Annotated in this window: 17 protein-coding genes; 11 read left to right on the top strand and 6 right to left on the bottom strand. The window is 72.3% G+C overall.

Annotated elements, in window-relative coordinates; genetic code table 11:
* Positions 1–35 precede the first annotated feature (35 nt).
* Both DA085_RS00810 and DA085_RS00805 read right to left on the bottom strand, forming a co-directional pair.
* Complete coding sequence (locus tag DA085_RS00810) at positions 36–2885, bottom strand: cell wall-binding repeat-containing protein (protein WP_161958366.1); 2850 nt, start codon at positions 2883–2885, stop codon at positions 36–38.
* A 205-nt stretch (positions 2886–3090) separates the two neighbouring features.
* The gene (locus DA085_RS00805) at positions 3091–3888 is read right to left on the bottom strand and encodes an HAD-IIA family hydrolase (RefSeq protein ID WP_109471030.1); all 798 of its coding nucleotides are present in this window, start codon (positions 3886–3888) and stop codon (positions 3091–3093) included.
* 92 nt (positions 3889–3980) lie between these two features.
* Between DA085_RS00805 and DA085_RS00800 the strand changes: the two genes are divergently transcribed.
* The 3 genes from DA085_RS00800 (at position 3981) to DA085_RS00790 (ending at position 5863) form a co-directional block, all read left to right on the top strand.
* On the top strand, positions 3981–4364 hold the full coding sequence (locus tag DA085_RS00800) for a ribonuclease E inhibitor RraB (RefSeq protein ID WP_109471029.1): 384 nt from the start codon (positions 3981–3983) through the stop codon (positions 4362–4364).
* Between the two features lie 31 nt (positions 4365–4395).
* Positions 4396–5211: a ZIP family metal transporter gene (locus DA085_RS00795; RefSeq protein WP_154402053.1), complete on the top strand. Its 816-nt coding sequence runs from the start codon at positions 4396–4398 to the stop codon at positions 5209–5211.
* A gap of 91 nt (positions 5212–5302) precedes the next feature.
* Positions 5303–5863 carry an NUDIX hydrolase gene (locus tag DA085_RS00790; protein ID WP_109471027.1) on the top strand — a complete coding sequence of 187 codons (561 nt, stop codon included), beginning with the start codon at positions 5303–5305 and terminating at the stop codon, positions 5861–5863.
* 63 nt (positions 5864–5926) lie between these two features.
* Here DA085_RS00790 and DA085_RS21780 read toward each other — a convergent pair whose 3' ends face one another.
* Positions 5927–6979: a transglycosylase family protein gene (locus DA085_RS21780; protein ID WP_109471026.1), complete on the bottom strand. Its 1053-nt coding sequence runs from the start codon at positions 6977–6979 to the stop codon at positions 5927–5929.
* A gap of 241 nt (positions 6980–7220) precedes the next feature.
* Between DA085_RS21780 and DA085_RS00780 the strand changes: the two genes are divergently transcribed.
* The 6 genes from DA085_RS00780 to DA085_RS00755 all read left to right on the top strand — a co-directional run bounded on the left by DA085_RS00780 (position 7221) and on the right by DA085_RS00755 (position 14983).
* Positions 7221–8093, top strand: coding sequence for a hypothetical protein (locus DA085_RS00780; RefSeq protein WP_154402052.1), 873 nt, complete (start codon positions 7221–7223; stop codon positions 8091–8093).
* 113 nt (positions 8094–8206) lie between these two features.
* The gene (gene clpB, locus DA085_RS00775) at positions 8207–10786 is read left to right on the top strand and encodes an ATP-dependent chaperone ClpB (protein ID WP_109471024.1); all 2580 of its coding nucleotides are present in this window, start codon (positions 8207–8209) and stop codon (positions 10784–10786) included.
* A 50-nt stretch (positions 10787–10836) separates the two neighbouring features.
* Positions 10837–11565, top strand: a complete 729-nt coding sequence (locus tag DA085_RS00770) for an LppX_LprAFG lipoprotein (protein WP_109471023.1) — start codon at positions 10837–10839, stop codon at positions 11563–11565.
* Position 11566: 1 nt separating this feature from the next.
* Positions 11567–13348 (top strand): MFS transporter, encoded by a 1782-nt coding sequence (locus DA085_RS00765; protein ID WP_237565233.1) that lies wholly within the window; start codon positions 11567–11569, stop codon positions 13346–13348.
* On the top strand, positions 13338–13919 hold the full coding sequence (locus DA085_RS00760; RefSeq protein WP_109471021.1) for an HhH-GPD-type base excision DNA repair protein: 582 nt from the start codon (positions 13338–13340) through the stop codon (positions 13917–13919). The genes DA085_RS00765 and DA085_RS00760 overlap by 11 nt, the downstream gene beginning before the upstream one ends.
* Positions 13916–14983 (top strand): phosphotransferase family protein, encoded by a 1068-nt coding sequence (locus DA085_RS00755; protein ID WP_109471020.1) that lies wholly within the window; start codon positions 13916–13918, stop codon positions 14981–14983. Before DA085_RS00760 ends, DA085_RS00755 begins: the two co-directional genes overlap by 4 nt.
* 24 nt (positions 14984–15007) lie before the next feature.
* Here the strand turns inward: DA085_RS00755 and DA085_RS00750 are convergent, their stop codons facing one another.
* Positions 15008–16102, bottom strand: a complete 1095-nt coding sequence (locus DA085_RS00750) for a hypothetical protein (protein WP_109471019.1) — start codon at positions 16100–16102, stop codon at positions 15008–15010.
* A 216-nt stretch (positions 16103–16318) separates the two neighbouring features.
* On the bottom strand, positions 16319–17110 hold the full coding sequence (locus DA085_RS00745; RefSeq protein ID WP_109471018.1) for an exodeoxyribonuclease III: 792 nt from the start codon (positions 17108–17110) through the stop codon (positions 16319–16321).
* Positions 17111–17200: 90 nt separating this feature from the next.
* Between DA085_RS00745 and DA085_RS00740 the strand changes: the two genes are divergently transcribed.
* On the top strand, positions 17201–17647 hold the full coding sequence (locus tag DA085_RS00740; RefSeq protein ID WP_109471017.1) for an Hcp family type VI secretion system effector: 447 nt from the start codon (positions 17201–17203) through the stop codon (positions 17645–17647).
* Here the strand turns inward: DA085_RS00740 and DA085_RS00735 are convergent.
* A complete protein-coding gene (locus DA085_RS00735) occupies positions 17633–18448 on the bottom strand; it encodes an SDR family NAD(P)-dependent oxidoreductase (RefSeq protein ID WP_109471016.1) in 816 nt (271 codons plus the stop codon). The two genes, DA085_RS00740 and DA085_RS00735, sit on opposite strands and share 15 nt — an antisense overlap.
* A gap of 45 nt (positions 18449–18493) precedes the next feature.
* Here DA085_RS00735 and pyrE point away from each other — a divergent pair, with 45 nt between their 5' ends.
* Positions 18494–19039, top strand: coding sequence for an orotate phosphoribosyltransferase (gene pyrE / locus DA085_RS00730; protein WP_109471015.1), 546 nt, complete (start codon positions 18494–18496; stop codon positions 19037–19039).
* Positions 19040–19068 lie beyond the last annotated feature (29 nt).

Raw genomic sequence — 19068 nt, 5'->3', positions numbered from 1 at the left:
TGTCGAGCCCGAGGGCTCAACGGGTCAGATCAGCGTCAGCCGATCCAGCCCGGGTACCGCTTGTTGAGCTCGTCCTCGACCTCCTGGGAGATCGCCGCGGTGCCACCGACGATGACCACGCGCTCCGGCGAGAGCCGGTCGAGCTCCGCCCAGATCGCCTGCGGGACCTGCTCCGTCTTGGAGATCAGGACGGGGACGTCCTGCGAACCAGCCAGCGCGGAGCCGGCCAGCGCGTCGGGGAAGTCCCGACCGTCGGCGATGTAGACCACCGGGACGTCGGTGCCGAAGTTCTGCGCCGACACCTCAGCAGCGGTCTCCCAGCGGTTCGCGCCGGAGATCCGCTCGGACGCACCGAGCTGGTCGTAGGCGGCCTGGCTGACCGCACCCTCGCCACCGATGACGACGATGTTGCCCGGGTTGAGGGCCTCGAGCGCCTCGAGGGTCACCTGCGGCACCTCGTCGGTCTTGGTGAGCAGCACCGGGGCGTCGTTGGCGCCGGCCAGGGCCGAGCCGGTGAGCGCGTCCGGGTAGGCGTCGTCGACGCCAGAGGCCACGTAGACCACCGGCAGACCCGACGGGTACATCTTCGCCAGGTTGGCCGCGGTGTCGTAACGGTTCTCACCGTCGACACGGCTCACCGTGTACTTCTCCGCCAGGCCGTCCTCGACGTCCTGGTTGATGATGCCGGTGCCACCGAGGATCACGACGTTGCTCGGAGCGAGCTCCTCGAGCGCAGCCTCGGTCGGCTTGGTGAGCTTGTCCGCCTTGGCGAGCAGCACGGGGGCTGCGTTGCCGTCAGGGGTCTCCATCGTGCCCGCGAACTCGGGGAACTTGCCCTGGGCCGCGGCCGGCGCACCGGTCATGGCGTCGGGGTAGTTCTCGCCCGAGGCGAGGTAGACGGTGTCGACACCATCCGGGAACAGGTCCGACACGGCGTCAGCCGTCTCGTAGCGGTTCGCACCGAAGACGCGCTCGACCTCCGGGGCCGGCGGCGGCGGGGGCTCCTCACCGGGGGGAGCCTGCTCGCCACGGGCGATGACCGGGAACGTGACGGTCGGCTGACCCTCACCGGTCCAGGACAGGGTGCCCTTCTGCCACACGTCGGCGGCAGCGTCCACGTTGCGCACCGCAATGGTGACGTCAGCGGACCCGCCGGCCGGGATGGTGACCGTCTCGGGGGTGACCTTGACCTCGAGGCCAGCCGGGCCCTCGAAGGCCGCGGTGTAGGAGACCTCCGCGTCGGTCACGTTGGTGACGGTGCGGGTGACCTCGGTCGGGCCGTCGGCGCCCAGGGCGCCGATCTGCAGCGACGCGGTGTTGAAGTTGTAACCGGTGGTGTAGTCGGCCTCGAAGGCCTCCCAGTCGGCCGGACCGGAGTCGAAGACCAGGCCCGGGTTCAGGAACACCTTGGGAGCCACGAAGCCGACGCCGCCGTTGAACGGGTCGTTGCTCATGGCGTCCGTGTAGTTGCGCGTCGTGGTCTGCATGGCCGACTTGACCGCCATCGGCGACCAGTCCGGGTGACCCTGCTTCATCAGCAGCGCCAGACCCGCGATGTGCGGGGAGGCCATGGAGGTGCCGCTCATGTAGGCCCAGCCACCGGGAACGGCGGCGAGGACGTCGACACCCGGGGCGCCCAGGTCCGGCTTGAGCAGGTTCTGCTCGGCAGCCGGGCGCTGGACCGGGCCGCGCGAGGAGAAGCCGGCGACGACCGGGGAGTTCTCGTCACGGTGCGTCGCGGCGGCGACGGTCGTCACCCACGGCGCGTTGTTGGAGACGTACATGTTCGGCGGGTTGCCCTCCGGGCCGGAGTTACCGGCGGAGACGGCGCTGTAGACACCGGCGGCGGCAGCGTTGCGGAACGCCTCGGCGACCGCGCCGTTGTTGTACTCGTTGTCCGTCGGGCTACCGATGGAGTAGTTGAGGACGTCGACGCCGTCCTCGACCGCCTTCTCGATGGCGGCGGCGGAGTCGGTGTCCATGCAGGTGCCACCCTCCTGGTCACCCGCCACGAAGTCCCAGCAGACCTTGTAGACCGAGATGTGGGCGGCCGGGGCCATACCGGAGATCTCGATGTCGTTGGTGCCGTCGCTCAGGGCCAGCGGGAAGCCCGCCGCGGTGCCCGCGGTGTGGCTGCCGTGACCGTTGACGTCGGAGGGGCTGACATCCTCGTGCGGTGCCGGCTCGCCGCCGGCGGCGCGCAGGCCCTCGACGAAGTAGTTGGCACCGATGACCTTGTTGGAGCACGCGTCGGCCGGCCAGGAGCCGTCCTCGCCGGTGTCGCAGTCGCCCGCCCAGTCAGCCGGGGGAGCACCCACGGTGCCCTCGGTGAAGGACTCGTTGTCGTAGGCCAGGCCGGTGTCCAGGACACCGACGACCAGGCCCTCGCCAGCGGTGGCCGCGCCACCCAGCTGCTCCCACAGGCCGCCCGCACCACGAACCCCGAGGAAGTCGGGGCTCTCGTCGGTCAGCGGGGTCGCCGAGCCGGTGACGTCCGGGTCGGTCGAGTGCAGCTCCTGCCACTGTGCCTCGGACACCGACTTCACGGCCGGGTTGTTGGCCACCTCGGCGGCCTGCTCGGCGGTCAGCGTCGCGGCGAAACCGTTCAGGACGGTGTCGTAGCGGTAGGTCGGCTTGACGTCGACGCTCGCCAGGACGGAGTCCTGGGCCTCAGCCAGCTGCGCGGCGTAAGAGGTGGCGGCACTCGTGGTGACGTCCAGCTTCTCGCCGGCGGCCGGAGCCGTGCCGGAGTAGCTGGCCAGCGGTGCGTCGTTCAGGAGCACGATGTAGCTGGTCGGCTCCTCGTTGAAGTCAGCTGCGCTGACGGACGTCCCAGCGTTATCAGCCGGGAGCGGCGTGGCTGTGGCGGTCGCGGCGGTGAGCATGCTGCCCACCATCCCCAGACCCGCCACAACGGCGAGGGTGCGCTTTGGCAGCCCCGCTGGTGCTCGATGAGTCACTATTACCCCTTGCATTGATCCAGGGCACCCCCCACGGGCGCCCCCGGATCAACCTAGGCACCAAAGGCCCCATCCGTCAACCTCAAGCGTGGACATACGTGTGCAGGTCACGACGTCCTGCACCCGATGTTCAACTGCGGGCAAACTCCCGGACAAGAGGCACGACGTCCGCGATGGAGTCACACACCCGCGTCGGCCGGAACGGGAAACGCTCGACCCGGTCGGCGGTCGTGGACCCGGTGAGCACGAGCACGGTGCGCAGCCCGGCCTCGATGCCACTGACGATGTCGGTGTCCATCCGGTCGCCGATCATGACCGTGTGCTCGGAGTGGGCGTCGATCCGGTTCAGGGCGCTGCGCATCATGAGCGGGTTGGGTTTGCCCACGAAGTAGGGCTCCACCCCGGTGGCCCTGGTGATGAGCGCCGCCACCGAGCCGGTCGCCGGCAGCGGTCCGTGCGCCGACGGCCCCGTCGGGTCCGGGTTGGTCGCGATGAACCGGGCGCCGTCCTCGATCAGCCGGATGGCGCGCGTGATGGCCTCGAAGGAGTAGGTGCGGGTCTCGCCGAGCACCACATAGTCCGGGTCGCGGTCGGTCATCACGTAGCCGACGTCGTGCAGCGCGTTGGTCAGGCCCGCCTCACCGATGACATAGGCCGACCCGCCGTCCCGCTGGTCGGCGAGGAACTGTGCGGTGGCCAGTGCCGAGGTCCAGATGGCCTCCTCGGGCACCTCGATCCCACCGACGGCGAGGCGGGCGCGCAGGTCGCGCGGAGTGAAGATCGAGTTGTTGGTGAGCAGCTGGAACCGCGTGCCGGTGTCCTGCAGCTCGCTGATGAACTCGGCCGCGCCGGGGAGCGCACGCTCCTCATGGACGAGCACACCGTCCATGTCGGTCAGCCAGCAGTCGACGGGCAGGGTCTCGGTCATGTCGCCTATGGTCCCAGCCGACGGCCCGCAGGGCGACTGAAGCCACGCCGTTCGTGGCCCCGTGGGGACCGGCCGGGTGAGATAGTGAGCGCATGGAGAGCCCCAGGCAGCCCGGGACCCCCGGGGCGGAGGCCCGAGCGGGTGCTGAGCACCTGCTGATCTTCCCGGAGCGGGAGACGGCAGAGTCCGTCGCGGACCAGCTGGCGGAGGAGGGCTTCGACCGGGTCTCCGTGATCCGTGAGACGCTCCGCACCGAGGATGACGACGAGGCGCACGAGTGGGCCGTCCATATCGTCGACCGGCGGCTGCCGGAGGCCGAGGGCGGGGGTGCCTACGAGGCGCTCCGGGACCGGTTCGCCGGTCTGGCCACCGCGCACGAGGGGTGGTACGACGAACCGGGCGACCCGCGCCCGCCCGTTGTCGCGCAGAGCGCGGCGCCGCACAGTGTGAGCGAGAAGGACAGGTCGGGCAGCTGATGGTCGGCTGGACACAGGAGTGATCTGGGCGGTGGCCGCCACGGCCCTGGCCGGCTCGGCGACCCTGGTCGGGGGATTCCTGGCGCTCCACCCGGGCATGCGGAAGCGTGGGCCGCTGGCCGTCGGTCTCGCCTTCGCCGCGGGCCTGATGATCGTGCTGTCCGTCGTGGAGATCCTGCCGCTGAGCCTGAGCACGCTGCGGGACTCCGGAGTGGCCCGGCCCGGATGGTGGACCGCGGGCGCGTTCGCGGTGGGCTGCGGCCTGGTGCTGCTCATCGACGCAGTGCTGCCGGAGCGGGTTCCGCGGGCGCGCGGCGACGGTGGGCCCGGGGGCCCGGCGCTGGGGCCGGCAGCCTCCGACCTGGTGGGCAGCAACCGGCTGCTGCGCAGCGGGTTGCTCGTCGCCCTCGTGATCGGTGCGCACAACGCCCCGGAGGGTCTGATGACCTTCCTGACGATGCTGGAGTCTCCCGAGCTCGGTGCCGGACTCGCGCTGGCCATCGCGATCCACAACGTCCCCGAGGGCATCGCCGTCGCCGCGCCGATCTTTGCCGCCACGGGGCGCCGCAGACCGGCCATCGTGTGGACGGCGGTGGCGGGCGTCGCCGAGCCGCTGGGCGCCCTGGTGGGCTACTTCGTACTGCGGGCGCTCCTGCCCGCACACCTGCTGGTCCTCACGCTCGCGCTGGTCGCCGGCATGATGATCGCCCTGAGCCTGCGCGAGCTGATCCCGGCCGCGCGGCGCTACCAGACCCACCGCGCGCAGTCGCTGGGCGGGCTGGCTGCCGGCGCCGTCGTCGTCTGGGTGAGCCTGGCCCTGGCCGGTTCGGTGCCGCTCCCCTGGTGAGGGTGTGCCCGACGCCCGGTCACGACCACCGCGGTGCCCCTGCACCACGGACAGGGCGGGGGGCCGGGTGGGCACGCCTGACAATGGGAGGGTGACGTTGCACCGCGATGCCCTCAGGACCCTCACCGCATGGGTCCCGCCGACGGCCGACCAAGCCGCGCTGCGGGACCGGTTCGGCGGCCACCTGTATGACTTCCCCGACGGGCTGGACCGCTCCTGCTATCCCGATCACCTGACGGCGAGCACGGTCGTGCTGTCGCCGGACCGCGACCGCGTGCTGCTGACGCTGCACGCCAGGGCGGGGAGGTGGTTCCAGTTCGGCGGCCACTGCGAGCCCGGCGACGCGCGCCTCGTGGACGCGGCCCTGCGGGAGGCGACGGAGGAGTCAGGCATCGCCGGACTGCAGATCGACCCGGTGCCGGTCCACCTCGACGAGCACGAGGTGCCGTTCTGCGGCGACCGTGGCGGCGTGCACCACCTGGATGTCCGGTTCGTGGCGGTGGCGCCCGCGGGTGCGGTGCCCGCGGTCAGCGCGGAGTCGCTCGACGTGCGCTGGTGGCCGGTGCGGTCGCTGGGGACGCCGAGCGGCCCGCCGGGGGGATCGACCGAGCTGGTCGAGGTCGTGCGCCTGGCGCGGTCCCGGCTGGAGTAGCCGGGACCGCCTCAGGCAACGCAACGGGAGCCCGTCTCAGACGCGCTCCACCGTGGTGTCGGCTCAGACCGGGTTGCTGGACAGCACGGTCGGGCCGATGTAGCGGGTGCTGCCGATCTTGAGCCAGCCGTTGGAGGTCAGCGTGCCGGTGAGCTTGGTGCCACGCGAGATCGTGTCGACCACGCCGTAGCCGTTGCCGGGGCCGGAGCGGACGCGCGCGGCGGTGTTCGCGCTCACGTAACGGGTGACCTCTCCGGGTGACGTCGCGCCGTCGACGGGCGAGCTGGACAGGACGGCGGAGCTGATGAAGCGCTCGGCCCCGATCTTGAGCCAGCCGTTGTCCGTCATGGTGCCGGAGACCTCGGCGCCGCGCTGCTTGGCGTCCACGGCGGAGTAGTTCAGGCCGGGCCCGGAACGGACGTTGGCCGCGTTGCTGGCGCTGACGTAGCGGGTGACGGGGCCGGGGGCCGGGTCCTCGCCGCCACCGGAGACCGGCTCCTTGGACAGCACGGCCGAGCTGATGAACTGGCCGTCGCCGATCTCGAGCCAGCCGTTGTCCGTCATGGTGCCGGAGACCTCGGCGCCGCGCTGCCGCACACCGACGACGGAGTGGCTCAGGCCGGGCCCGGAACGGACGTTGGCGGCGTTGCTGGCGCTGACGTAGCGGGTGACGGGGCCGGGAGCCGGCTCCTCTGCGCCGTCACCGGGCTTGGCGTTGGGGTCGGCGCCGCCGTTGGAGCGGGTGAGGCCGGCCTTGACCGAGCAGATCGGCCAGGCACCCGGGCCCTGGGCGTGGAGCACGCGGCGCCCGATGGCGATCTGCTCCGCCTTGCTGGCCTGGTGGGCGTAGCCGGCGTACGCCTGGCCGCCGTAGGCCTTCCAGGTGGGGTGGTAGAACTGCAGGCCGCCGTAGTAGCCGTTGCCGGTGTTGATGTGCCAGTTGCCACTGGCCTCGCACTGCGCGACCCGGTCCCACACCTCGGGGGTGTAGGACGCCTGGGCGCTGCTGGTCGCCAGGCCCGCGGCGACGACGGCAAGGGTCGTGGCGCCGGCGAGGCGGGCCGTGAGGCGGCCCGGGACCTGGGCGCGCGCACGGGTGTGACGGGGGTGGTTCATCGCAATCTCCTTGACGCCGGCAGCCGCAGGCGCAGGGCCACGACCGGCCGGCACTCACGCCCGTCATGGGGTGAGGTCGGGGGCAGTGCGCGCGGACGCGGCAGCGTCGTTGAGGGGCAACGAGCGCGCAACAAGGGGACAGACTAGTCACAGATGGGAGTGGCGTGCCACTTTCGGTTTCTCCCTGTGGTATGCCGAGTGGCCGGATCGCGCACCCGTGCACCGTGCCATCATGGCGGCCATGAGACCGATACCCAGGTTCTGGGCGACCGCTGAGGGGGAGGCGTCCGACAGCCGGGGACGCGCGCTCGCGCTACGGATCTGGGGCTGGTCGACCACCTCCGCGGCCGATGCGGCCCAGGTCGCGGCGCAACGGTTGACGGACGTGCGCGCCAGGCTCGCCTCGGGCGCGGAGCTGCAGCCGTGGAAGTACTACCCGCGGATGCCCCTGCGCGAGGAGACGCTCGCCGAGATCACCGGCGCCGACGGGAGGCTGCTGGCGGTCGTCACCCGCAACAGGTACGGCGCCGAGGTGCTCAACACCGACCTGTTCCTCATCGCCGACATCGATCTGCCGGAGCCGGCCCGCGCGCCCGGAGCCGGAGGGCGGCTCCTCTCCCGGCTGTTCGGGCGTCGCCAGGAGCCGTCCGCTGCTGTCCCCACTCCCGAGCAGGAGGCCCTGGAGCGGGTCGCCCGGTTCGCGGCGGCGCGTCCGGACCTGGGGGTGCAGACGTACCGGACGGCCGCAGGTCTGCGGGTGCTGGTGACCGGTGGAGATCTTCCGCCCGGGACCCCCGCCTCCGAGGGCGTCCTGGGGCAGCTGCAGTCCGATCCGGTGTACCAGCTGCTGTGTGCGACGCACCAGACCTACCGGGCGCGGCTCACACCGAAGCCCTGGCGGTGCGGGCACCGGGCGCTGAGCGTGTCGTGGCCGTACGAGGAGCGGAGTGGCGAGGCGGCGCAGTGGCAGGCACGCTACGAGGAGCGGTCGGCGCAGTTCGCCACGGTGCGCCGGCTGTCGGTGGCCGGCCCGCCGCCCACGGACGAGGAGGCCCAGGTGATCGCCTGGCACGACCGGGTGGCCCGCGCGACCGAGGACCTCCCGCTGGCCTGACGGAACGCACGACGACTGGGACGCACAGGGTTGAGCGGAATAGGCTCAACTCTGCGGCGGTTGTCCAGGTCAGGGAATCAGACTCCGGGATCAAGAGAAGGGGACCGCACCACATGGACCTGCAACTGACCACCAAGGCCCAGGAGGCCATCTCGACCGCCGTGCGTGACGCGGCCGCCTCGGGCCACCCGCAGGTGGAGCCCGCCCACCTGCTGCGCGCCCTGGCGCAACAGCGGGAGACCACGACCGGCCCCCTCCTGGACGCCGTCGGGTCCTCCGCCGCCAGCGCGGTGCAGGCGGCCGAGACCGTGCTCGCGGGGCTGCCGAGCGTCAGTGGGTCGGCCGTCGGCAACCCCTCGCCCTCCCGGCAGCTGCAGACCGTGCTGGCCACGGCTCAGCAGGAGATGCAGACGATGGGGGACAGCTACGTCTCCACCGACCACCTGCTGGTCGGCATCGCCGCGGACCCGCGCTTCGGGGTCGACGCCGACGCCCTCCGGCAGCGGATCCCCGCCCTGCGCGGTGGCGCGAAGGTCGACAGTCAGGACCCGGAGGCGACCTACGACGCGCTGGAGAAGTACGGCACCGACCTGACGGCACTGGCCCGTGAGGGACGCCTCGACCCGGTCATCGGCCGGGACAGCGAGATCCGCCGCGTCGTGCAGGTACTCTCCCGGCGGACCAAGAACAACCCGGTGCTCATCGGTGACCCGGGCGTCGGCAAGACCGCGGTCGTCGAGGGCCTGGCCCAGCGCATCGTGGCCGGCGACGTGCCGGAGTCGCTGCGCGACAAGCGCCTCATCTCCCTGGACCTCGGCGCGATGGTGGCCGGGGCGAAGTACCGCGGGGAGTTCGAGGAGCGGCTCAAGGCCGTGCTCAGCGAGATCACCTCGAGCGACGGCAGGATCGTCACCTTCATCGACGAGCTGCACACGGTGGTCGGTGCCGGAGCCGCCGAGGGCTCGATGGATGCCGGCAACATGCTCAAGCCGCTGCTCGCCCGGGGCGCGCTGCGCCTGGTCGGCGCCACCACGCTGGACGAGTACCGCGAGCACATCGAGAAGGACCCGGCGCTCGAGCGCCGCTTCCAGCAGGTGTATGTCGGTGAGCCCAGCGTCGAGGACACCATCGCCATCCTGCGTGGCCTCAAGGAGCGCTACGAGGCGCACCACAAGGTCGCCATCGCCGACTCCGCCCTGGTGGCCGCGGCCACCCTCTCGGACCGTTACATCACCGGCCGCAAGCTCCCCGACAAGGCCATCGACCTGGTCGACGAGGCCGCCAGCCGGCTGCGCATGGAGATCGACTCCAGCCCCGTGGAGATCGACGAGCTGCAGCGCGCGGTCGACCGGCTGACCATGGAGGAGCTGCACCTGGACCGGGCCGCCGAGTCCGACGAGGGTGCGGCCGAGCGGCTGGAGCGGTTGCGGGCCGACCTGGCCGACAAGCGGGAGGAGCTCGCCGCCCTCACGGCCCGGTGGGAGTCGGAGAAGTCCGGCCTGAACCGGGTCGGTGAGCTCAAGGCCCGCCTCGACGACCTGCGCACCCAGGCAGACCGGCTGCAGCGCGAGGGGGACTACGAGGCCGCCTCCCGCCTGCTCTACGGCGAGATCCCGGCGGCGGAGCAGGAGCTCACCGACGCCCAGGAGGCCGAGGCCTCCGGGTCCACGGCGGGCGCCACCGGGGAGAGCCCGATGGTCAAGGACGAGGTGGGCGCGGACGACGTCGCCGACGTCATCTCGATGTGGACCGGCATCCCCGCCGGACGGCTCCTGGAGGGCGAGACCGAGAAGCTCCTGCGCATGGAGGACGTGCTCGGCCAGCGGCTGATCGGTCAGCACACCGCCGTGCGTGCCGTGTCCGACGCGGTGCGCCGCTCGCGGGCCGGCATCGCCGACCCCGACCGGCCGACCGGGTCCTTCCTGTTCCTCGGTCCCACCGGCGTCGGCAAGACCGAGCTGGCCAAGGCGCTGGCGGACTTCCTGTTCGACGACGAGCGCGCGATGGTGCGCATCGACATGAGCGAGTACTCCGAGCGACACTCCGTGGCCCGACTGGTCGGGGCGCCCCCCGGGTACATCGGCTACGAGGAGGGCGGTCAGCTGACCGAGGCGGTCCGCCGCCGGCCCTACTCGGTCGTCCTGCTCGACGAGGTGGAGAAGGCACACCCAGAGACCTTCGACATCCTGCTGCAGGTGCTCGACGACGGCCGACTCACCGACGGTCAGGGACGCACGGTCGACTTCCGCAACGTGCTCCTGGTGATGACCTCCAACCTGGGCAGCCAGTTCCTGGTCGACCCGCTCACGGACCAGGAGACCAAGCGCGAGCAGGTGATGGCCACCGTGCGCACGGCCTTCAAGCCGGAGTTCCTCAACCGGTTGGACGAGGTCGTCATCTTCGACCCGCTCAGCCGAGACCAGCTGGCCACGATCGTCGGCCTGCAGGTCGAGCACCTGGCCCGGCGTCTGGCCGACCGCAGGATCACCCTGCAGGTGACCGAGGCGGCCAGTGCCTGGCTGGCCGAGCGCGGCTACGACCCGGCCTACGGCGCGCGGCCCCTGCGCCGCCTCGTGCAGACCGAGATCGGTGACCGGCTCGCCCGCGCCCTGCTCGCCGGCGAGATCGCCGACGGCGAGGTCGTCACCGTCGACGTGGTCGACGACGCGATCGCTCTCGGCGGAGGTGAGTGACGGCATACTGGAGCCGGTAGGTGTTCGCGCGTCAGCACGGGAGGGGAACGATGAGGATCGACCGGCACACGAGGCGGACCACCCTGCCGCTCGCGCTCGCCGTCGTCACCGCCGTGGGCCTGGCCGCCTGCAGCGGTGACGACGAGCCCGACACGGACTCCGCCACCACCACGGAGATCACGGCGGCCGACCGGCTGGCGCAGGCCCACGCCATCCTCGCCGAGGCAGGCAGCGTGCACCTGGTGCTCGAGGGGGTCGACCTGCCGGAGAGCGCCATCGTCCTCAAGGCGGAGGGGTCCGGGACGATGGACCCGCCGGCCTTCGACGGCTCGATCACGGCGAAGGTCTCCGGTATCCAGGCGGACGTGCCCACGATCGCGGTCGATGACACGCTCTACGTCAAGCTGCCCTTCGCCCCCGACTACATCTCCACCACCCCGGAGGAGCTCAACGTCCCGGACCCGGCGCGGCTCTTCGACGTGGACACCGGGCTGGCAGGCCTGCTCACGATGACCGAGGGGGCTGCGTTCGGTGAGCAGGCCAGGGTCGGCGCCGAGGTCACCCAGCAGGTGACCGGCACGGTCCCCGGGCAGGCCGTCGTGGACCTGCTCCACGTCGGTGACGCCGAGCAGGACTTCACCGTCGACTACGGGTTGGTCGAGGAGAGCTGGGAGGTCCGGACGGTGCAGATCACCGGGCCGTTCTACCCACCGGACGACGCGACCTACACGGTGACCCTCGACCAGTACGGCGAGCCGGTCACCGTCACCGCCCCCTGACGTGCCGGAACAGTCCACCGCGCCACCCACCTCTGTGGGGACGGCCCAGCCCCGGGGCGCGCGGTCCCTCCTGACGGTCGCCTCGGTCGCCGTCGCGCTCGCGGCGGCCGACACGTATGTCGTGGTGCTGGCTCTGACGGACATGATGGCCGGGGCGGGGCTGGGCATCGAGTCCCTGCAGAAGGGCACCCCGATCATCTCGGGGTTCCTCCTGGGCTACATCGCGGTGCTGCCCCTCATCGGGCGCCTCGCTGACCTGGTGTCGCGCCGCAGGATCCTGCTCGCCTGCCTGGCGGTCTTCGTCGTCGGCTCCCTCGTCACCGGCGTCGCTGTCGAGCTGCCGGTGATGATCGGGGGCCGCTTCCTGCAGGGGCTCGGCGGCGGGGGCCTGGTGCCCGCGACCCTGGCGATCGTGGCCGACCTGTGGCCGCCGGGCCGCCGGGGCACACCGCTCGGCATCGTGGGCGCGGTCCAGGAGCTCGGCTCCGTCCTCGGGCCGCTGCTCGGCGCCGCGATCCTGCTGGTCAGCGACTGGCGCGGCATCTTCTGGGTGAACGCCGCCCTGGGGGTCGCCTTCCTCCTCGGCGTCTGGCTGATCCGCCCCGAGGGGCTGGAGCAGGCGGACGACCCCGCCGTGGCCCCCGGCGGGGACCGGGCGCGGCCCCGCCACCGGCTGGTCACCTCCCTGGCCTGGCTCGCCGGCCTTGTCGGGGTGGTCGCGGCCGCGCTGGCTCTGCTCGCGCCGGAGGCGCTGGTCACCTCCGTGGCCTACGGCGAGCCGTTCATCCCGTTCGGCGAGTCGGACTCACGGGTGTGGACGCCGGTCGGGTTGGTGGCCGCGGTGTCGCTCCTGCTGGTCGTGGTGCTGACCGCTCCCCGGTGGCTGCCGACGCTGCTGGAGGCCGACGTGCTCGGCGCCCTCCTCATCGCGGTCGCCCTCGGCAGCCTGGTGCTCACCTTCTCCTCCGCCGACCCGGCCGTGGAGGTGCTGGGACCCTGGGGGCTGGGGCTGCTGCCCCTCGGGGGCCTGGCGGTCGTGGCCTTCACGATCCGGCAGCGCACGGCCGCGGCCCCGCTCATCGCCCGCGGGGTGGTGCACGGCAGGGTCGTCCCGGCGCTGGTCGTGAGCCTGCTGGTGGGCACCGCGATCGTGGCCATCGTGGTCGACGTGCCCCTGCTCGCGCGACTCACCGAGGGCACCACCGAGACCGAGGCGGCCTTCGTCCTCGTGCAGTTCCTGGTCGCCGTGCCCGTCGGTGCGGTCCTCGGCGGACTGCTGCTCAAGCGGTTCGGGCCCGGCCTGGTCGCCGCGCCCGGCCTGGCCGTCACCGCGGCAGCGCTGTGGGGGATGTCCGGATGGACGCGCGGGTCCCTCGACGAGCCCGGGACCAGCACGGTGCTGCTGGTGCTGGCCGGTTTCGGCATCGGCCTGGCCATCGCCCCCGTCAACGACGCCGCCCTCGCCGACTCCACCCACCGCACCCACGGCACGGTCAGCTCCCTGGTCGTGGTGGCTCGCATGGTCGGCATGGTCGTCGGCCTGGCCCTGCTCACCGCGGTCGGCCTCCGCCGGTTCCAGCAGGAGGTCAACGCCCTGCCCGACCCGACCGACTCGGTGGCCATGCTGGACGCGGCGGTCGTCCAGGTCCAGACCGTCTTCGCCGGGGCGGCCCTGGCCTCGCTGGCTGCCGCGGTCATCTCGGTGCTGCTGGGCTGGCGCCACGTGCGCCACCACTATCTCTTGCGGGGGAGGGGATGGCAGGATCGAACCCATGAGCCGTGAACTGCACCTGGCCGGTGACCCCGACGCGGACCGCCTGCTCGCCGAGAACCCGTTCGCCCTCCTGGTCGGCATGCTCCTGGACCAGCAGATCCCGATGGAGGTGGCCTTCTCCGGGCCGCGCAAGCTCGAGGAGCGCCTCGGCGCGTGCGACCCGGGGCAGATCGCCGCGATGGACCCCGACGAGTTCATCGCGGTGTGCGCCACCCCACCGTCGGTCCACCGCTTCCCGAAGTCGATGGGCCAGCGGGTGCACGACCTGGCCTCCGCGGTGGTGGCCGACTATGACGGTGACACCGCCGCGATCTGGACCCGTGACGCGCCGGACGGCCGGACCATCCTCAAGCGCCTCAAGGCCCTGCCGGGCTTCGGCGACCAGAAGGCCCGCATCTTCCTGGCCCTGCTCGGCAAGCAGTTCGGCCTGTCGGCCGAGGGCTGGCGGGAGGCGGCCGGTGACTACGGGCACCCGGAGGCCCGCATGTCGATCGCGGACGTGGTCGACGGCGAGAGCCTGTTGCAGGTCCGCACCTACAAGAAGGAGAAGAAGGCGGCAGCCAAGGCCGCCGCGACGTGACGGCACCCCGTGAGCTGACCACGGCGGAGTCCGTCGCGAGCCTGGTCGCGCACCACCCGGAGTGGCTCGACGACGGTCGCGGGGTGCCCGCGGAGCCGTCCCCCGACGCCACCCTGATCGGCTCGGGCGAGTCGTATGCCGCGTGGCTGGTCGTGTCCCGCGAGCTCACCGACCTGCGTGACCCGCGCGGTCCGCGCCGGGTCGTGGTCCGGGTCCCGCACCGGCCCGACGAGCTGCCCCGACCGATGTCGGAGGAGTTCGCTGCGCTGGTGGCCGCACCGGAGGGGGTCGGCCCCCGCCCCATCCACCTGGCCACGGCGGGTGACCCGGTCGGTGCCGAGCTGGGCAGCACCACCGGCGGAACGGCATACATGGTGGTGGAGCACGTCCCGGGCCAGGTGCGCCCGCCGGCCGCCTGGACCGACGACCTCCTGGCCGCCCACGCCGGCCAGCTGGCGCGCCTGCACGAGCTGACCTTCGACGGCTACGGCGATGTCACGGCGACCGACCGCCTCCGGCACGGTCTGAGCATGGTGCGCGCCGGCGAGGCCGGCCTGCAGTGGTGGTCGGACCACCACCCCCGGCTCGTCGCGGCGCCGGACGTCGCCGCGCTGTGGCCCAGGGTGCGGGCCCTGTTCGCCGCGACCGAGCCGGAGTTCGAGCGCCTCGAGCAGTTCTGCCTCACGCACGGCGACGCGGCGGTGCCGAACATCCTGGTCTCCGGAGGGGTCCCGCGCTATGTCGACTGGGAGTGGGCGGGCATCGGCGACCCGGCCCGCGACCTCGCCTTCATCGGCGGTGCGGTGTGGCTCGACCCGTGGTACCTCCGGCTCACACCCGAGCGGGTCGGGCGGTACCTCGAGGCCTACTGCGCCGCGGCCGGACCGGCGGCCGCGCCGACCAGCGAGCCGGCGGCACTCGCCGCGCGCGGCCGGTGCTGGCTGGTCAACGAGGTGTTCTTCGTCGCCCTGCACTTCCGCCGACAGGCCGAGCGGGGGGCCGGCCCGGAGTATGCGGACCGGGCCGACACCCTGCTGGCGCGGTTGGCCCTGGCGCTGGACTGAGACGGCCAGGGCCCCGGACCGGCGTCACTCGATGGTGAGGGTGACCTCGACCGGGGACTCGAAGTCGATCTCCTTGGTGCCCGCCTTGCCCTTCGGGTGGACGTGCAGGGTGATCTGCTCGGAGTCGGCGGGGACCTGGAACCAGGTCCGCTCGTCGAACCGGTTCACCAGGCTCGAGGCGTCGTTCTCCGGCGTGACCGTGCCGCCGTCGGCCAGCTCCAGCTGGATCGTGGTGATGTCCTCGTTCACCCCGGTGTCGTCGCGCGCGTCGATGTCCACCCCGAGGAAGACCTGGCCGGGGCGGGCCCAGCCCTTGACGTAGGGGGTGATGACCGCGCCGGTGACCTGACCGTTGACCTCGTGGGTGCCGGAGCCCCAGCCGTCGAACACGTGGCTCCAGCCCTCACCCTCGACCGTCACCTGTGTGCCTGCCTGGTAGATCGCCTCCACGTCCGAGCTCACGCGCGTGCCGTCCAGCAGGCTGAGGGCCTGGGTCGCGTCACCGGTGACCACTTCCATGACGGCGTCCTCCGGCGCCGCGTCAGCGGGCACGGAGAGCAGGTAGGTCTTCTGCAGCCGCTCACCGGACCCCAGGCGCAGGGGTGCCTCGCCCGCGGCGGGGCTCCCGGCGAGCCGCAGCTGGGCCTCGCTCTCGGCCGGGCGGCTGTCGCCGGTCTCCCACCGAGGGTCCTCGGAGACGATGGTGGCCAGCAGGAAGGTCTCACCGTCGGCGGGGAACGTCGGCCCGTCCGGGGCGGCCGGGTCGACCTCGCTGGACAGCTCGGGGTCCAGCTCGTCGAGCTGGGCGGTCTGGGTGACGCGCAGGCTCACGCCGGGCGCCAGCACGAGGTGGGCCGGCGACTGCTCGACGTCGGTCCAGGCCACGTCGGGCACCGTGCTGAGCTGGGCCACCCATCCGCTGTTGAGCTGGTGCGGACCGGTCTCCTCGGCGACCTCGTCGGCTGCCTCGGAAGCGTCGTCCTCGCCCTCCGGCTGCTCCTCGACCTGCGCTGCCGCGTCCTCGATCACCGCCTCGTCGTCCGAGGAGCCGCAACCGGCCAGCAGGAGTGCGGAGGCCAGCCCCAGGGCGGCAAGACGGTAGGTACTACGGACATGCATGATTGGCTCCCAACGGTGGTCGTCACGGACAGCCGCGGGCTGGCGGAGGCCTGACCCCGTGTGCGACCCCTGTCGCGGCCCGGAACGTCTCCCTCGCGGGCGGTGTGGGTGAGCGACGCCCCTGGTCGCTCCCTCCCCAGTGCCAGCGGCAACCTCCACCCTAACAGCCCTGTCCCCCAGGCGATCCGGCGGGTGGGTGGCCAGGTGGGACCGTGGTCAGTCCGTGACGTCGACCACGACGGGCGCGTGGTCGGACGCGCCCTTGCCCTTGCGCTCCTCGCGGTCGATGAACGCGCCGCTGACCCGGGCTGCGAACGCCGGGGACCCCAGCGCGAAGTCGATCCGCATGCCCTGCCGCTTGGGAAAGCGCAGCTGGGTGTAGTCCCAGTAGGTGTAGACGCCGGGCCCGGGGGTGAACGGCCGCACGACGTCGGTGAAGCCCGCCTCCAGGACCGCCCGGAACGCCGCCCGCTCCGGTGCCGAGACGTGGGTCTTGTTCTCGTAGAACGCCATCGACCAGACATCCTCGTCCTCCGGCGCGATATTCCAGTCACCCATCAGCACGGCCGGCTCGTCCGGGGCCGCGACGAGCCGCGCCGCGGCATACGTCCTCAACCGGCCCAGCCAGTCGAGCTTGTAGGCCATGTGGGGATCGTCCAGGGACCGGCCGTTGGGCACATAGAGGGAGACGACCCGGACGCCACCGCACACCGCCGAGATGGCGCGGGCCTCCGCCCCGGCGGGGTCACCCCACGCCGGCATCCCGTCGAAGCCGACCTGCACGTCCTCCAGGCCGACCCGGGAGGCGATCGCGACGCCGTTCCACTGGTTCAGGCCGACGTGCGCGACCTGGTAGCCCGCCGCCTCGAACAGCAGGTGCGGGAACTGGTCGTCCCGGCACTTGGTCTCCTGGATGGCCAGGACGTCCACGTCGTGCCGGTCGAGGAAGGCGGTCACCCGGTCGACACGGGCGCGGATGCTGTTGACGTTCCAGGTGGCGAGGCGCACCGTCCCAGCCTAGGAGCCCCTTGTCGGCCGGTCCGCCCGGCCCTACCGTTGGTGGGATGCGGGCGTCGCCCGCCGACCAAGGAGGCCAGGATGGCCGTTGACGGGTTCCTCAAGCTCCCCGACATCGTCGGCGAGAGCCAGCGGGACGGGCACGAGGACGAGATCGAGATCCACAGCCTGCGCTTCGGGATCGCCGCCGCCGACCCGGAGCGGACCGCTGTCTCCCGTCGCGGCCGGGTCGGCTTCGACCCGGTGACGCTGCTCAAGCGCTATGACCGGGCCTCGCCCTACCTGAAGCAGATGCTCGTGGAGTCCCGGCGCGCGAGCGAGGCCACGATCGCCCTGCGCCGGACCGTCGAGGGTGACACCCGGGACTATCTCGTCGTGGTGCTGACCGACGCCTCGCTGGTCAGCTATGACCTGGACACCACCGAGGACGGTCGGCTGGAGGAGACGCTCACGCTCGGCTACCGGACGATCCGGTTCACCTACGAGGGTGACCACGAGGTCGAGCTGGAGGTCTCAGCCGGCCGGTGAGGCGGGAGGGTCCGTCGAGACAGCGGACCGGGCAGTGCGCCGGCGCTGCGCGAGGATGCCCGAGACGCGGCGCACGGCGGACCGGGGGAGCAACCGGGCCCCGGCGGTGACCGCCTTGTAGGTGGCCGAGGGCACGGACACGGTGCGACCGGCGGCCAGGTCCCGCAGCGCGGCCGTGACGACCTGGTCGGCCTCCAGCCACAGCAGCTCGGGCAGCCGGGACATGTTCATCCGCGCCCGCTCGTGGAACTCGGTGTGCACGAACCCCGGGCAGACCACGGTCGCGGTCACGCCCGTCCCGGTCAGCTCGACGGCCAGGGCCTCGGTAAACACCGTGACCCACGACTTGATCGCCGAGTAGCTGCCCATGACCGCGAACCCGGCCACCGACGAGACGTTGAGTATGCCGCCGCTCCCGCGGGTGCGCATCGCACCGGCGGCGGCGTGGCTGAGGACCATCACGGCCCGCACCATGACGTCCAGGGCCTGCTCCTCCTCGGCCAGGTCACCGCTGGAGAAGCTGCGCCGCAGGCCGAACCCGGCGTTGTTGACGAGCAGGTCCACCGGCCGGGCCGCCTCACGCAACCGCTCGGCGACCCGCTCGGTCTGGGCCCGGTCGGCAAGGTCGGCCGGCAGGATCTCGGTCGCCACGGCATACCGGCTGCGCAGCTCCTGGCCCAGCTCCTCGAGCCGCGCCCGGTCGCGGGCCACCAGGACCAGGTCGTGGCCGCGGCTGGCCAGCTCGACGGCGAAGGCGCGGCCCAGGCCCGCGGAGGCGCCGGTGACGAGTGCGGTTCCCATGTCCGCAACAGTAGGTGACAGCCGTGCGCAGTAGGGTGCGATCTCGTGACCGATACGCGCGCCAGACTCCTCGACCTGATCCGCACCCGTGCCGTCGTCCACGGCAGGGTGACGCTGAGCTCGGGCAAGGAGGCGGACTACTACGTGGACCTGCGCAGGATCACCCTGGACGGCGAGGCGGCCCCGCTGGTCGGTCAGGTGATGAACGACCTGGTCGCCGACCTGGACTTCGATGCGGTGGGCGGGCTGACGATGGGCGCCGACCCGGTGGCGACGGCGATGCTGCACGCCCGGGCGGCCTCCGGCGGTCGGCTGGACGCCTTCGTGGTGCGCAAGGCCGAGAAGGCGCACGGCCTACAGCAGCGGGTCGAGGGTCCCTCGATCGTCGGCCGACGGGTCCTCGTCGTGGAGGATACCTCGACGACCGGTGGTTCGCCGCTGGCCGCGGTGGAGGCCTGCCGGGAGGCCGGCGCCGAGGTCGTGGCCGTGGCCGTCATCGCCGACCGCGCCAGCGGTGCCGAGGAGAAGGTGCGCGAGCAGGGCCTGGACTACCGCGCGGCGTACTCGATGACCGACCTCGGTCTCGCCTGACGCGCCACGCAGAGCGCCCCGCCCCCGGG

Source organism: Ornithinimicrobium cavernae (assembly GCF_003121625.1).
GTDB classification, from domain to species: domain Bacteria; phylum Actinomycetota; class Actinomycetes; order Actinomycetales; family Dermatophilaceae; genus Ornithinicoccus; species Ornithinicoccus cavernae.
Note: the sequence above shows the minus strand (reverse complement) of the source record. Positions and strands in the feature narration are given on the sequence as shown.